This window comes from Streptomyces sp. NPDC033966 (genome assembly GCF_055575955.1).
Map to the genome: position 1 here is coordinate 362,497 of NZ_JBVIRQ010000007.1, position 12,900 is coordinate 375,396.

Annotated in this window: 12 protein-coding genes; 4 read left to right on the forward strand and 8 right to left on the reverse strand. The window is 74.3% G+C overall.

Annotated elements, in window-relative coordinates; all coding sequences use genetic code 11:
* Positions 1-231: 231 nt before the first annotated feature.
* The 4 genes from ACZ518_RS22320 to miaA all read right to left on the reverse strand — a co-directional run bounded on the left by ACZ518_RS22320 (position 232) and on the right by miaA (position 5,048).
* Positions 232-2,307: a RelA/SpoT family protein gene (locus ACZ518_RS22320; RefSeq protein WP_469114741.1), complete on the reverse strand. Its 2,076-nt coding sequence runs from the start codon at positions 2,305-2,307 to the stop codon at positions 232-234.
* 140 nt (positions 2,308-2,447) lie between these two features.
* Entirely contained in the window at positions 2,448-3,323 is an 876-nt protein-coding gene (gene dapF, locus ACZ518_RS22325) for a diaminopimelate epimerase (RefSeq protein ID WP_469114742.1), read from the reverse strand.
* Positions 3,324-3,416: 93 nt separating this feature from the next.
* A complete protein-coding gene (locus ACZ518_RS22330; protein ID WP_469114743.1) occupies positions 3,417-3,941 on the reverse strand; it encodes a hypothetical protein in 525 nt (174 codons plus the stop codon).
* A 168-nt stretch (positions 3,942-4,109) separates the two neighbouring features.
* Positions 4,110-5,048: a tRNA (adenosine(37)-N6)-dimethylallyltransferase MiaA gene (gene miaA / locus ACZ518_RS22335; RefSeq protein WP_469114744.1), complete on the reverse strand. Its 939-nt coding sequence runs from the start codon at positions 5,046-5,048 to the stop codon at positions 4,110-4,112.
* 175 nt (positions 5,049-5,223) lie between these two features.
* Here miaA and ACZ518_RS22340 point away from each other — a divergent pair, with 175 nt between their 5' ends.
* On the forward strand, positions 5,224-5,475 hold the full coding sequence (locus tag ACZ518_RS22340) for a hypothetical protein (RefSeq protein ID WP_469114745.1): 252 nt from the start codon (positions 5,224-5,226) through the stop codon (positions 5,473-5,475).
* A gap of 22 nt (positions 5,476-5,497) precedes the next feature.
* Positions 5,498-5,743 (forward strand): antitoxin, encoded by a 246-nt coding sequence (locus tag ACZ518_RS22345; protein WP_007266972.1) that lies wholly within the window; start codon positions 5,498-5,500, stop codon positions 5,741-5,743.
* An 85-nt stretch (positions 5,744-5,828) separates the two neighbouring features.
* Here ACZ518_RS22345 and ACZ518_RS22350 read toward each other — a convergent pair whose 3' ends face one another.
* Complete coding sequence (locus ACZ518_RS22350; protein ID WP_469114746.1) at positions 5,829-6,542, reverse strand: class III extradiol dioxygenase subunit B-like domain-containing protein; 714 nt, start codon at positions 6,540-6,542, stop codon at positions 5,829-5,831.
* A gap of 34 nt (positions 6,543-6,576) precedes the next feature.
* Positions 6,577-8,097 (reverse strand): tRNA (N6-isopentenyl adenosine(37)-C2)-methylthiotransferase MiaB, encoded by a 1,521-nt coding sequence (gene miaB, locus ACZ518_RS22355; protein ID WP_469114747.1) that lies wholly within the window; start codon positions 8,095-8,097, stop codon positions 6,577-6,579.
* Positions 8,098-8,269: 172 nt separating this feature from the next.
* On the opposite strand from miaB, the gene ACZ518_RS22360 reads away from it, so the two are divergent.
* Positions 8,270-9,265 (forward strand): TAXI family TRAP transporter solute-binding subunit, encoded by a 996-nt coding sequence (locus ACZ518_RS22360; protein ID WP_469114748.1) that lies wholly within the window; start codon positions 8,270-8,272, stop codon positions 9,263-9,265.
* Here the strand turns inward: ACZ518_RS22360 and ACZ518_RS22365 are convergent.
* Positions 9,255-10,178 (reverse strand): ROK family protein, encoded by a 924-nt coding sequence (locus ACZ518_RS22365; protein WP_469114795.1) that lies wholly within the window; start codon positions 10,176-10,178, stop codon positions 9,255-9,257. The genes ACZ518_RS22360 and ACZ518_RS22365 overlap by 11 nt on opposite strands.
* Positions 10,179-10,275: 97 nt before the next feature.
* Positions 10,276-11,325, reverse strand: coding sequence for a LacI family DNA-binding transcriptional regulator (locus ACZ518_RS22370; protein ID WP_469114749.1), 1,050 nt, complete (start codon positions 11,323-11,325; stop codon positions 10,276-10,278).
* Between the two features lie 242 nt (positions 11,326-11,567).
* Here ACZ518_RS22370 and ACZ518_RS22375 point away from each other — a divergent pair, with 242 nt between their 5' ends.
* On the forward strand, positions 11,568-12,803 hold the full coding sequence (locus ACZ518_RS22375; protein WP_469114750.1) for a glycoside hydrolase 5 family protein: 1,236 nt from the start codon (positions 11,568-11,570) through the stop codon (positions 12,801-12,803).
* The last annotated feature ends 97 nt before the right edge of the window (positions 12,804-12,900 follow it).

A 12,900-nucleotide genomic window follows, 5' to 3' on the forward strand; every position in this document is an offset into this window, starting at 1 on the left:
GACGACTCCACCCGAACGGGGCGTCGAGGCCGCGCGGCGGACTCCGTACGCCCCTGCGTACGCGCCCCTGCGCGCGCTGTCCCCGCAAACCCCGTGGAGCACCCCCCGGGCTCCCCCGAAGCCTTCCCCAGCCCCCTTGGTCCCCCCCGATCCCCCGATCCCCCGGTCCCCCCGGTCCCCGATCCCCCCGTACCCCCTGAAACCCGTCCGCCCCCTGAAGCCTCGGGGCTCCTACACCCGGCTGACGTCGTACACGCCGGGTACGTCCCGCATCGCCCGCATCAGCGCGGGCAGTACCGCCGCGTCGGGCAGTTGCAGCGTGTAGCTGTGGTGGACGCGCTGTTCGACGGGCGGCTCGACGGTGGCGGAGACCACCTCGACCCCCAGCCGGGCGATGGCCTCGGTCAGGTCGGCGAGCAGGTGCGGGCGCCCGAACGATTCGGCGTTGAGGGTGACCCGGCAGTCCGCCGTGGCCCGCCAGTGCACGGCGACCGAGGTGCGGCCCACGGAGCGCATCTGGGCCACGGCCGGGCAGTGCACACGGTGGACGGTGACGGCCCCGCCGCGTACGACGAACCCGGCGACCGCGTCCGGCGGTACGGGGGTGCAGCATCCGGCGAGGCGGACGTGCGCGTCGGGCAGGTCCGCGACGGCGTTGCCCCCGCCGCCGCGCAGCCCCGGCACGGACAGCGGCGCCCGGGGCGCGGCGGTGGCGGGGCCGGGGCCGTCGGGGTGGGCCTGGAGCCAGCTGCCGATGGCGATCCGGGCGGCCGGGGTCCTGGCGTGCTCCAGCCAGTCGGGGGCGGGCCCGGAGGAGGCGTCCTGCGCGAGGAGCAGCTGGACGGTGTCCCCGTCGGAGAGCGGGGAGGAGAGGGAGGTGAGGCGCCCGTTGACGCGGGCGCCGATACAGCCGTGGGCCGCCTCGCCGTGCTGCGCGTAGGCGGCGTCGATACAGCTGGCGCCGGCCGGGAGGCCCAGGGTGCCCCCGTCGGCGCGGAAGACGGTGATCTCCCGGTCCTGGGCGAGCTCGGCGCGCAGCACGCTCCAGAAGGTGTCGGGGTCGGGCGCGGACTGCTGCCAGTCGAGGAGCCGGGAGAGCCAGCCGGGGCGGGTGGGGTCGACGCGTTCCTCGTCGCAGTCGGCGGCGGCCTCGCCGGTGGCGTAGGGGTTGCCGAGGGCGACGACGCCGGCTTCGGCGACGCGGTGCATCTGGCGGGTGCGGACGATGACCTCGGCGACGTAGCCCTCGGGGACGGCGACGGCGGTGTGCAGCGACTGGTAGAGGTTGAACTTCGGTACGGCGATGAAGTCCTTGAACTCGGAGACGACCGGGGTGAAGCAGGTGTGGAGTTCGCCGAGCACCCCGTAGCAGTCGGCGTTCTCGGCGACGAGGACGAGGATGCGGCCGAAGTCGGAGCCGCGCAGTTCGCCGCGCTGGCGGGAGATGCGGTGGAGGGAGACGAAGTGCCGGGGCCGTACCTGGACCTCGGCGGTGATGCCGGCGTCGCGCAGGACGCTGCGGACGGATTCGGCGATGGCGGCGAGGGGGTCGTCCTCGCCCGCGCGGGCCGCGATGAGGGCGCGGGTGTGTTCGTACTCGTCGGGGTGCAGGATCGCGAAGACGAGGTCTTCCAGCTCGGTCTTGAGGGCCTGGACGCCGAGGCGTTCGGCGAGGGGGATCAGGACGTCGCGGGTGACCTTGGCGATGCGCGCCTGTTTCTCGGGGCGCATCACGCCGAGGGTGCGCATGTTGTGGAGCCGGTCGGCGAGTTTGATGGACATGACGCGGACGTCGTTGCCGGTGGCGACGAGCATCTTGCGGAAGGTCTCGGGTTCGGCGGCGGCCCCGTAGTCGATCTTCTCGACCTTGGTGACGCCGTCGACGATGAAGCAGACCTCGTCGCCGAACTCCTCCCGGACCTGTTCGAGGGTCACATCGGTGTCCTCGACGGTGTCGTGGAGCAGAGAGGCCGTCAGGGTGGTGGTCTCGGCGCCGAGTTCCGCGAGGATGAGGGTGACGGCGAGCGGGTGTGTGATGTACGGCTCACCGCTCTTGCGCATCTGGCCGCGGTGGGAGTGCTCCGCGAGCAGATAGGCCTTCCGCAGAATGGACAGGTCGGCGTCCGGATGGTGGGCGCGGTGGGCTTCTGCTACGTGCCCGATGGCGTCGGGCAGGCGGTCGCGGGACGTGGGCCCGAGCAGGGCCGCACGCCCCAGGCGGCGCAGATCTAGTCGGCTACGGCCTCGTCTGCGCAGCTCAGGGCGCATCTCGGCATGTGCTTCGGGGTTCGTGGCCTCTGCACTCATGGGCACCTCCGGCGGCTTCGACCGGCGGTGGCGGGCATGGGGTGAGCCCTCAGGGCCGGTGCCTGATGTTACCGACCCCACCACGTGGCGCAGTCCACCTCTCGCTCAGCGTGAAACGGATCACCCATGAGAGGGAATCTTCAGGCGAAAGCCGTTTCGGTGAGCCAGGCCGCTTCGAACTCGCCGGAGGCGACGATGACGGCCGGTCCGGTCATGTCGACGCGGCCGTCGGGGTGTTCGGTGATGACGAGGGTGCCGCCGGGCAGGTCGACCGTGTACGAGACCGGTTGCCCCGTCTCGGCGGGATCGGCTCCGTCCCGCCGGATGGCGGCGACGGCGACGGCGCACGCGCCGGTGCCGCAGGAGCGGGTCTCGCCGGAACCGCGCTCGTGGACGCGCATGGCGACGTGCCGCGGGCCGCGGTCGACGACGAACTCGACGTTGACCCCGGTGGGGTAGGCGGAGGCGGGGCTGAACGGCGGGGGGCTGTACAGGTTTCCGGCGTGGTCGAGGCTTTCGACGAACGCGACGGCGTGCGGGTTCCCCATGTTCACGTTCCGGGCCGGCCAGGAGCGTTCGCCGACGGAGACGGTGACCTCGCCCTCGGGGAGCAGCGCGCGGCCCATGGAGACGGTGACGTCGCCGGTCTTGTCGAGGTGGACCTGCTTGACGCCGCCGCGGGTGGCGATGGCGAGGTCGCCGGGCTCGATGTGGCCGGCGTGCTGGAGGTAGCGGGCGAAGACGCGGACGCCGTTGCCGCACATCTCGGCGACGGAGCCGTCGCTGTTGCGGTAGTCCATGAACCACTCGGCCTCGTCGGCCATGTGCGCGGCCTCGGGGTGGGCGGCGGAGCGGACCACGTGCAGCACACCGTCGGCGCCGATGCCGGCCCTGCGGTCGCACAGGGCGGCGACGGCGGTCGGGGGCAGCTCGATGGCGTTGTCCGGGTCCGGGACGATCACGAAGTCGTTCTCGGTCCCGTGGCCCTTGAGGAAGGAGAGGGTGGTGTGCGTCACCCGCCCATGGTACCGAGCGGGTCGGGGCCGTGGCCTGCGGGATCAGCATGCGGTCAGGCCGCTGCCGTCGGGGGGCGAGGCCGGGCGGCGCGGTCAGCGCAGCCGGGCCACCCGGTACACGGCGAGTGCTACGACGGCCAGCGCGACCAGCGCGTACAGCGCGGCCATCCGCCAGTCGGGGCGGCGGCCGCTGCCGCGCGGCGGCAGCCCTGGCCAGGTGTAGCCGACGCGGCGCGCGGCCATCATGCCCCAGCCGCCCGCGCAGGAGCTGATGAGGAAGCCGAGCATGGCGACGACGGCTCCGCCGTCCCCGAACTCGAAGGCGAGGGGGAAGGCGAACATCAGGGAGCCGGCGGCGGCCAGCATCACGATGGGGGCGATCTGCCAGATGCGCAGGCGGCGCTGCGGGCGCAGCTCGACCTCGAACTCGGGGCCGGCTGCCTCGGTTCCGGGCTCCGGGGCGTCGGGGCCGTCGGGGCTCAGCCGGGCGGGTTCGGCGGGCAGGCCGAGGCCGTCGGCGCCCGCGTCGGCACCCGCGGGGGTGCCGGTGCCGCCGGGGCCCGCCGGGGCGTCCGGCGTGCCGGGGCCGGCGGGCGTGCCGGGCTCGCTTCGGAGCATCGGGTCCGCTCCTCGCCCGGTGTCGTCCCGCCCCGTGTCACGAGGGCCGGCCTCCATAGCCACGCGCCCTCCCCACTCGGACTTCGTACGCCGCTGTTCAGAAGTTTGATGATGGCACGGACCCGGGCCCGCGACGGGCACACGGGGCTTCCCGATGCAATCACGTGATCAGGCTGTGACCGCTCGTTCGACCAACGACTGCGCGAGTCCGGGGAGTTCCCCCCGGTCGGCGGCGGCTCCGCTGAGCCAGTGCACGCGGGGGTCGCGGCGGAACCAGGAGTCCTGGCGGCGGGCGAAGCGCTTGGTGGCCCGTACGGTCTCGGCCTTGGCCTCGTCCTCGGTGCACTCCCCGGCGAGGGCGGACAGTACCTGCTGGTAGCCCAGTGCGCGGGAGGCGGTGATGCCCTCGCGCAGGCCCTGGGCCTCCAGGGCGCGGACCTCGTCGACCAGGCCGTCGTCCCACATGCGGTCCACGCGCAGCGCGATCCGCTCGTCGAGCTCGGGGCGGGCCACGTCGACGCCGATCTGGACGGTGTCGTAGACGGACTCGTGGCCGGGCAGGTTGGCGGTGAAGGGCTTGCCGGTGATCTCGATGACCTCCAGGGCCCGGACGATGCGGCGGGCGTTGCTGGGCAGGATCGCGGCGGCGGCGGCCGGGTCGGCGGCGGCGAGGCGGGCGTGCAGGGCGCCGGGGCCGCGCAGGGTGGCCTCCTCCTCCAGCCGGGCCCGCACCTCGGGGTCGGTGCCGGGGAACTCCATGGCGTCGAGGGCGCCGCGCACGTAGAGGCCGGATCCGCCGACGAGGACGGGGGTGCGGCCCTGGGCGAGCAGCTTGTCGATCTCGGCGCGGGCCAGGCGCTGGTACTCGGCGACGCTGGCGGTCTCGGTGACGTCCCAGATGTCGAGGAGGTGGTGCGGGACCCCGCCGCGCTCCTCCAGCGTCAGCTTGGCGGTCCCGATGTCCATCCCCCGGTACAGCTGCATGGAGTCGGCGTTGACGACCTCGCCGCCGAAGTGGCGGGCCAGGGCGACGCCCAGGTCGGACTTTCCGGCCGCGGTGGGACCGACGACGGCGATGACCCGCGGGGCGGGGGCTGCATTCCTCACCGACACAGTCTCGCAAACGCGGCGGCATGTACCCGATCGGGTGAGGTGACGGGGTGCGGGCGGGGTCGTTGCCCTGAAGAGGTTCCGGCCCGGCGTGCGCCTGGCGCGCATCTGGTGGAGGCCGGTCCGGCCAGGGCGGAACTTCACCCGCACGAGTAACGTTATGGGAGTAGACATGGGCGTTTTTGACCGGATTTTTCGTCGCAAGGAAGAGGTAGGGGCCGAACCGGCCGCCGCCGAGGCCGGGACGGCGGAGACGCTGGAGGCGCAGACCGAGCCGGCCGTAGGGGCCGGGGAGGTCGTGGAGGCCGGGGAAGCCGGGTCTGCGGCGGCCGGGACCCCCGCGGCGGAGGCCGTGGAGATCCCGAAGCAGCAGTCGGTGGAGGCGGCAGCGGACAGCGAGGCCGGCGAGGGCGCCCGTACGTAGTCACGCCACTGGAAGGTGCCCCATGGGGTTCATGGACAATCTGAAGGCCAAGCTCGCTCCGGCGAAGGACAAGGTCGGCGACCTCGCGCAGCAGCACGAGGGCAGGATCGGCGAGGGCCTGGACAAGGTCGCCAAGGTCGTGGACTCCAAGACCCATGGCAAGTACAGCGCCCGGATCACGACCGGCGCGGACAAGGCGAAGGACGCCCTGGGCAAGATCGCGCACAAGGACACCCCCGGCGGGCCGACGCCGCCGGCCGCCTCCTGACGCGGTACCGCGAGGGGCGCGGGATCGGCTGATCCCGCGCCCCTCCGTCATGCGTGCGTACGGGCGGGCCCGGCGCCCGCGTCCGCTACGACCAGGCGGCCACGAAGTAGCCGACCCCGTACGGGGCGTCCTCGTACAGCAGCCGGCCGTCCAGGCCCGCGCCCTCGGCGGCCCCCGCGAGCACCTGCCAGGGCGCCCGGCCGGCGGCCAGCAGCTCGGCGGCGAGCACGGGGTCCAGCGCGGCGAGCGCCCCGGTGTCGGCGGCGCCCAGGGCGCGTGCGGCGGCGGCGTCGAAGGCCGCGGCCCGTTCGTCCAGGTAGCCGGGGGCCTTCAGGGTCCGGCAGGCGCTCCCGTCGCCCAGCGCGAGCAGCGCGACCCGCCCGGCCCGCGCGGCGATCTCCCGCCCGGCCAGCAGGCAGCCCTCGGTCTCCAGCGGCTCGCCCACCGCGAGGCCCTCGACGGGTGCGGCACCCCACCGCGCGCGGCCCAGCAGCCAGGCGCCGACGGCCAGGGAGTCGGGCAGCGCCCGCTCCGCGCCGTCGCCGGGGCCGTCCCCGAGGCGGACCTCGGCGTCGACCCCGAAGCCGTGGAACCCGCCCCGGGATCCCGGCGGGTAGGCCCCGGCGCGGCCGGCTCCGGCGGCGCCGACCACGACCAGCAGGTCGGGCCGGGCGGCGGCGAGCACGGCCAGCGCGTCGGAGCAGGCGGTACGGGCGTCGTCGAGTTCGGCGGCGGCGCCCGCGGCGACCTCCGGCACGAGGAGCGGCGGGGCGGGGCAGACGGCGGCGGCTACGAGCATGATCCGCAGCCTAGCCGCCCCGGCCCCTGCGCGGTCAGTCGATCGCGCAGCCCGAGGTGGCCGCCGGCAGCGGGGCCGGGACGCCGATGGACGGGATGCCGAGCATGACGCCCGCCGGCTGCGCCGGGGCGGCGTTGCGCTTCTCCCAGGCGTCGCCGGCGCGGGTGCGGCGCACGGCCTGCGTCGGGCCCTCGGCGAGGAGGTGGTGCGGGGCCGCGTAGGTGATCTCCACGGTGACCACGTCGCCGGGGCGGACGTCCTCGTCGGGCTTGGTGAAGTGCACGAGGCGGTTGTCGGGGGCACGGCCCGACAGGCGGGCGGTGGCGCCGTCCTTGCGGCCCTCGCCCTCGGCGACCATGACCTCCAGGGTGCGGCCGACCTGCTTCTTGTTCTCCTCCCAGGAGATCTCCTCCTGGAGGGCGACCAGGCGCATGTAGCGGTCCTGGACGACCTCCTTGGGGATCTGCCCCTCCATCTCGGCGGCGGGGGTGCCGGGGCGCTTGGAGTACTGGAAGGTGAAGGCGCTGGCGAAGCGGGCCTCGCGCACGACGTGCATCGTCTGCTGGAAGTCCTCCTCCGTCTCGCCGGGGAAGCCCACGATGATGTCGGTGGAGATCGCGGCGTGCGGGATCGCGGCGCGGACCTTCTCGATGATGCCGAGGAAACGCTCCTGCCGGTACGACCGGCGCATCGCCCTGAGGATCGGGTCCGAACCCGACTGCAGCGGCATGTGCAGCTGCGGCATCACGTTCGGGGTCTCGGCCATGGCGGCGATGACGTCGTCGGTGAAGTCCTTGGGGTGCGGGGAGGTGAAGCGGACCCGCTCCAGGCCCTCGACCTGGCCGCAGGCGCGCAGCAGCTTGGAGAAGGCCTCGCGGTCCCCGAGGTCGGAGCCGTAGGCGTTGACGTTCTGGCCGAGCAGGGTGATCTCGGAGACGCCCTCGGCGACCAGGGCCTCCACCTCGGCGAGGATGTCGCCGGGACGGCGGTCCTCCTCCTTGCCGCGCAGCGCCGGGACGATGCAGAAGGTGCAGGTGTTGTTGCAGCCGACGGAGATCGAGACCCAGGCGGCGTACGCGGACTCGCGGCGGGTCGGGAGCGTGGAGGGGAACGCCTCCAGCGACTCGGCGATCTCGATCTGGGCCTCTTCCTGGACGCGGGCGCGCTCCAGGAGGACCGGCAGCTTGCCGATGTTGTGCGTGCCGAAGACCACGTCGACCCAGGGGGCCTTCTTGACGATGGTGTCGCGGTCCTTCTGGGCGAGGCAGCCGCCGACGGCGATCTGCATGCCGGGGCGCTTCGTCTTCATCGGGGCGAGCCGGCCGAGGTTGCCGTACAGCTTGTTGTCGGCGTTCTCGCGGACGGCACAGGTGTTGAAGACGACCACGTCGGCGTCGCCGTCGGACCCCTCGGGCGCGCGGACGTAGCCCGCGTCCTCCAGCAGACCGGAGAGCCGCTCGGAGTCGTGCACGTTCATCTGGCACCCGTAGGTGCGCACCTCGTAAGTTCCCTTGGGGTCCACCACTGCCGTGCTCCGGTCGCTGCTGCTGGTCATGCAACAAGGGTAGGCGGTGCCGGAGGGCCCTCCGGCCGCCGGTGCCGCCCGCCCGCCGAAAGGCGCCACGGGGCCGAATACGGGAGGGAAGAGGGACGGAACACCGGACGGGCGGGCCCAGGGGCGGGGACCGGCCGTGACAGGACGGCGGGGCGGGTGGGAGGATCCCGGCATGCCCCTCGTACCTCCCCGCATCAGCCGGCGCCGCCTCCTCCTGGGCCTGGTCGCCGTGCTGGTCGTGCTCGGGGGGCTGCTGTGGTGGCCGAGGCCCTTCTGGGAGCCCGAGCTCAAGGGCGGGCTGACCCTCAGCACGGGTGTGCGTACCGGTGTCTACCACCGCTACGGGCAGCTGCTGGAGGGAGCGCTCGCGCAGGACATGCCCGGGGTGACGGTCCGGCTGGAGCCCAGCGAGGGTTCGCAGCAGAACCTCCAGCGGGTCGCCGCCGGGCAGGCCGACTTCACGATCGCCACGGCGGACGCGGTCGCCAAGTACCGGGCCGACGGGAAGCCGGGCGCCGACCGGCTGCGGGGCTGCGCGCGGCTCTACGACGACTACGTACAGCTGGTGGTGCCGGCGGGCTCGCCGGTGCAGTCGGTCCGCGACCTGCGGGGCAAGCGGGTCGCGGTGGGCCAGGACGGTTCCGGGGTCAGGCTGGTGTCGGACCGGCTGCTGACGGCGGCCAAGCTGAACCCGCACAAGGACATCACCGCCGTCGGTATCGGCATCGACACGATGCCCGCCGAGCTGGAGGCGGGGCGGATCGACGCCTTCTTCTGGTCGGGCGGGCTCCCGACGAACGCCGTGCGCGAGCTGTCGGAGCGCTTCGACATCCGGCTCGTACAGCTGGGCGACCTGGTCGAGCAGCTCCAGGGCGGCGGCAGCCCGGCCCGGTACTACCGCCCCGCGGTGATGCCGCAGGACGCGTACGCGCGGGCCCGCAACACCTCGGCGGTGGCCACGCTCGCCGTGCCGAACCTGCTGGTGACCCGGGAGGACACCGGCGCGGAGCTGACCGAGCAGTTCACCCGGACGGTGATCCTCAGCCGGGACCGGATCGGGCACGAGGTGCACGCCGCCCAGCTGGTGGACCTGCGGACGGCGATCTACACGGACCCGCTGGACCTGCACGAGGGGGCCGGGCGGTACTACCGCTCGGTCAAGCCGTAGGCAGCAGCATCATCGCGGCGGCGGCCGCGCCGATCAGTCCGGCGTGGGTGCCGAGGGCGGCCGGGACGACCTGGAGGTCCTTGGCGAAGGACAGGGTCGCGTACGAGGCCAGGTGCCGCCGGATCGGCGCGAAGAGGGTGTCCCCGCTGGCGGCGACCCCGCCCCCGATCACCGCGATGTCGGTTTCGACGAGGGTGGCGGTGGCCGCGATGGCCGCTGCCAGGGCCCGCCCGGCCCGGTCGAAGGCGGCCAGCGCCACCGGGTCGCCGGCCGCGGCGGAGGCGGCGACGCCCGCCGCGGTGGGGTCGGGGCCGGCCCAGCCCTGGGCGAGGGCCCAGCGGGCGATGGCGGTCCCGGAGGCGACGGACTCGACGCAGCCGTGGCCCCCGCAGGCGCACCGCTCGCCGTCGAACGCGACGCTGATGTGGCCGATGTGACCGGCGTTGCCGGTGGGGCCGGGGTGGAGCTGGTTGTTCAGGATCAGGCCGCCCCCGACCCCGGTGGAGACCACCATGCACAGGGCGTTGGCGTGCCCCCGGGCGGCGCCGAGCCAGTGCTCGGCGGCCGTCATGGCCACGCCGTCGCCGGCCAGGGCGACCGGGATCCGGGCCCCGCGCGCGGCCAGCTCGGCGGCGGTCCGCTGCTGCACGGGGAACTCCCGCCAGGCCCCGATGTTGACCGGGCTCACGGTGCCGCGCGAGGTGTCCACGGGGCCGGCGCTGCCGATGCCGCACCGGACGGCCCGCGCCCACAGGGGATCCTGCGCCAGTTCGGCGATCACCTCCGCGACCGCCGCCATGATCCCGTCGGCGTCCGTCCCGCGCGGGGTGGGACGCCGGGTGACCGCGGTCATCGCGCCGTCGGGGTGGACCAGCGCCCCGGCGATCTTCGTGCCGCCGATGTCGATCGCCACGGTCGGGCCGGCGACGGCGGCCGCGGCGGTGCTGCGCGGCACGGGGAAGGCTGAGGTGGGGGTGGTCACGGAGGCGCTCCTGCGAAGAGGTCGGATTTCAGTATGCCGCCGGCGGCGGGGCCGTACTCCCGCGGGGTTCCAGCCGGGGCAGCTCGCTCTCCCTGGCCCGGGGCGGGCCTCCGGCGAGGAGCGCGAGGAGCTCCTCGGCCGCCAGCCGCCCGAAGCCGGCGGTGTCGCGGACCAGCGCGGTCAGCCGGGGGTGGGTGACCCGGCACAGGGCGGAGTCGTCCCAGGCGACGATGGAGAGCCGGTCGGGCACGGGGATGCCCAGCCCGGCGGCGACCGCGCTGCCGGCCACCGCCATCACGTCGTTGTCGTAGACGAGGGCGGTGGGCGGCTCGGGCTCGGCGAGGATCCGGCGGGTGGCGGCGGCGCCCTCGGCGTCGGAGTAGTCGGTGGGCACCGACCGGACGTGCCCCGCGGGAAGCCCGAGCCGACGGGCCTCGGCACGCAGCGAGGCGATGCGGCGGGCCGTGTGGGCGAGGCCGGGCAGGCCGGCGATGTGCGTGATCCGGCGGTGGCCGAGCCCGTGGAGGTGCTCCAGTACCCCGGCCATGGCACGGGCGTCGTCGGCCCAGACGGATGACAGCGGCGGCGGGGAGCCGGGCACCGCCGGCTCCCCCGTCCCCCCGATGAAGACGGCCGGGAGCCCGAGCCGGGCCAGGAGCTCCGGGCGCGGATCCTGCGTACGGGGGTCGACGACGAGGACGCCGTCCACGCGCCGTTCGGCCCACCAGCGGCGGTGGACGGCGCATTCGGCGTCGATGTCCTCCACCACCTGGAAGAGCAGCGCCGTCCGGCCGGCGGAGAGCACCTCCTGTACGCCGGAGACGAGCTGGAGGAAGAAGGACTCGACCCCGAGGGTGTGCGCGGGCCGGGCCAGCACCAGCCCGACGGCCCCGCAGCGTTCGCCGGACAGGACCCGGGCGGCGTGGTTGGGCTGCCAGCCCAGTTCCTCGGCGACCCGGCGGACCCGGGCGCGGGTGTCCTCGGAGACTCCCGGCCTGCCGTTGAGGGCGAAGGAGACGGCACTCTCGGACACTCCTGCCCGGCGGGCGATGTCCTTGATGGTGGGTCTGCGGGCCATGTCTGCCTCATCCCTCGGTGACGTGGACTGCGATGGGGCGGACCGTACGCGATCCGGCACCGCGGCGGGCCGGCCCGGCCCGGCCTGATCCGAAAGGGACGGCCCGGGGCAACAGCCTTCCAGACAGCAGGAGTCGGCTTCCCGGATCCGGCCGCCCGACGACAAAGGCGCTGTTGACTCCGCCCCGTACGGCCCGGCACTTTGTGGGCGTCCGGCGCGTTCCCCAAAACCCCGGGATCACCATGCACCGCACCCTGCGCTTCGGCGTCAACTACACCCCGGCACGCGGCTGGTTCCACCACTGGCTGGACTTCGACCCCGGCGAGGTCGGGGCCGACCTCGACTCGATCGCCGCCCTCGGCCTGGACCACGTACGGGTGTTCCCGCTGTGGCCGCTCTTCCAGCCCAACCGCGCGCTGGTCCGGCCGCGCGCCGTCGAGCAGCTCGTCGCCCTCGCCGACGCGGCCGCCGCGCGCGGGCTCGACGTCGCCGTGGACGGCCTCCAGGGGCACCTGTCGAGCTTCGACTTCCTGCCCGCCTGGACGCGGACCTGGCACCGGCGGAACCTCTTCACCGACCCGGAGGTCCTCGCCGGCCAGGAGGAGTACCTGCGCACCCTCGCCGCCGCCCTCTCCGGCCGGCCGAACTTCCTCGGGATGACGGTGGGCAACGAGATCAACCAGTTCTCGGGCCCCCCGCACCCCGACCCCGACCCCATCACCCCCGAGCAGGCCGGCAGCTGGCTGGAGCGGATGCTCGCCGCCTGCGAACGGGGCGCCCCGGGGCGGCTGCACGTGCACGCGGAGTACGACGCCGCCTGGTACCAGGACGGGCACCCCTTCACCCCGGCCCACGCGGCCCGGCTGGGCGCGGCCACCGCCGTGCACTCGTGGGTGTTCAACGGCACCGCGCAGCGCCACGGCCGCACCGGGACGGCGACCGAGCACCACGCCGCGTACCTGATCGAGCTGTCGAAGGCCTGGGCCGAGGACCCCGCGCGCCCGGTGTGGCTCCAGGAGGTCGGGGCACCGGCCCCGCTGATCCCCCCGGAGCACGCCGCACGGTTCACGGCCGCCACGCTCGCGGCCGCCCTGGACTGCCCCGGGCTGTGGGGGGTGACGTGGTGGTGCTCGCACGACGTGTCCCGGGAGCTCGCGGACTTCCCGGAGCTGGAGTACGGCCTCGGGCTGCTCACCAACGACGGCCGGACCAAGCCCGCCGGGACCGTCCTGGCCCGCGTCGCGGCGGAGTGGCGGGACCGCGGACACCGCCCACCCGTACGCTCCACCGCCCTCGCCCTGGACGGGTCCCGGGGCCGCTCGGTGTGCGCCCCGGGCGGCACCTTCTTCGAGGCCTGGGCCTCCCTGACGGCCCGGGGCGCCCGCCCGGCGGTGGTCCTCGCGGACCGTGCCGAGGACGCGGCCCATCTCAAGACGCGGGGCATCACAGAGGTCGTCCATGTCGAAGACGTCGGATGACGGCCCGCACCCGGCCCCACCTCACACCACCCCGCCTCTCCCCACCTCACCTCACCTCACCCCACCTCACCTCACCCCGCCCGAGCCGCACCACGAG

What these genes read in the sequence shown, in the direction of transcription:
- ACZ518_RS22320 (WP_469114741.1), bottom strand. Translation starts at nt 2,307, where the DNA reads ATGAGTGCAGAGGCCACGAACCCCGAAGCACATGCCGAGATGCGCCCT.
- ACZ518_RS22330 (WP_469114743.1), bottom strand. Translation starts at nt 3,941, where the DNA reads ATGCTCCGAAGCGAGCCCGGCACGCCCGCCGGCCCCGGCACGCCGGAC.
- ACZ518_RS22340 (WP_469114745.1), top strand. Translation starts at nt 5,224, where the DNA reads ATGGGCGTTTTTGACCGGATTTTTCGTCGCAAGGAAGAGGTAGGGGCC.
- ACZ518_RS22345 (WP_007266972.1), top strand. Translation starts at nt 5,498, where the DNA reads ATGGGGTTCATGGACAATCTGAAGGCCAAGCTCGCTCCGGCGAAGGAC.
- ACZ518_RS22350 (WP_469114746.1), bottom strand. Translation starts at nt 6,542, where the DNA reads ATGCTCGTAGCCGCCGCCGTCTGCCCCGCCCCGCCGCTCCTCGTGCCG.
- miaB (WP_469114747.1), bottom strand. Translation starts at nt 8,097, where the DNA reads ATGACCAGCAGCAGCGACCGGAGCACGGCAGTGGTGGACCCCAAGGGA.
- ACZ518_RS22360 (WP_469114748.1), top strand. Translation starts at nt 8,270, where the DNA reads ATGCCCCTCGTACCTCCCCGCATCAGCCGGCGCCGCCTCCTCCTGGGC.
- ACZ518_RS22370 (WP_469114749.1), bottom strand. Translation starts at nt 11,325, where the DNA reads ATGGCCCGCAGACCCACCATCAAGGACATCGCCCGCCGGGCAGGAGTG.
- ACZ518_RS22375 (WP_469114750.1), top strand. Translation starts at nt 11,568, where the DNA reads ATGCACCGCACCCTGCGCTTCGGCGTCAACTACACCCCGGCACGCGGC.